The sequence below is a fragment of the Comamonas sp. GCA5 genome (assembly GCF_036541385.1).
Taxonomy (GTDB): domain Bacteria; phylum Pseudomonadota; class Gammaproteobacteria; order Burkholderiales; family Burkholderiaceae_C; genus Comamonas; species Comamonas aquatica.
Genome location: NZ_JAZHFR010000228.1, coordinates 1 through 459, shown reverse-complemented (window position 1 = coordinate 459; position 459 = coordinate 1). Strand labels below are relative to the sequence as shown.

Annotated in this window: 1 protein-coding gene and 1 pseudogene; one reads left to right on the top strand and one right to left on the bottom strand. The window is 55.8% G+C overall.

Annotation, left to right across the window (positions count from 1 at the left end):
* A partial coding sequence (locus SJH88_RS19415; RefSeq protein ID WP_274755414.1) for an IS30 family transposase occupies nucleotides 1–307 on the top strand: 307 nt, incomplete at its 5' end.
* 31 nt (nucleotides 308–338) lie between these two features.
* Here SJH88_RS19415 and SJH88_RS19410 read toward each other — a convergent pair.
* Nucleotides 339–459, bottom strand: a pseudogene (locus tag SJH88_RS19410) (IS3 family transposase); the annotation flags it as partial.

Sequence of the window (459 nt, the reverse complement as noted above, 5' to 3'; positions counted from 1 at the left end):
GCCTGCCCAGCTATGGAAATCGTTAACGTGGGATCGTGGTAAGGAGCTGTCAGACCACGCACGGTTCACTGCCGAGTCAGGGGTGCAGGTGTTCTTTGCTGATCCTCATAGTCCATGGCAACGTGGTACGAACGAAAACACCAACGGGCTGCTGCGCCAATACTTCCCCAAGGGCACGGATCTATCTCGATGGAACCATCGAGAGCTTCAAGCAGTGGCATTGACACTCAACAATCGACCACGCAAAACGTTGGGCTGGAGAACACCTGCGGAAGTCTTTAATGAGTATCTAGAATCGGTAACTTAACTTGGTGTTGCGACGACCGGTTGAATCCACCTTGACTGCCCCTGTCGGAATGGTGCGTCAAGGCATGGGCTGCTGGCTGGCGGTCATACAGCGCCTGCTCCAGCGCATCCAGCACGAAGTCCGTTTGCATGCTGCGGCTGACTCGCCAGCCC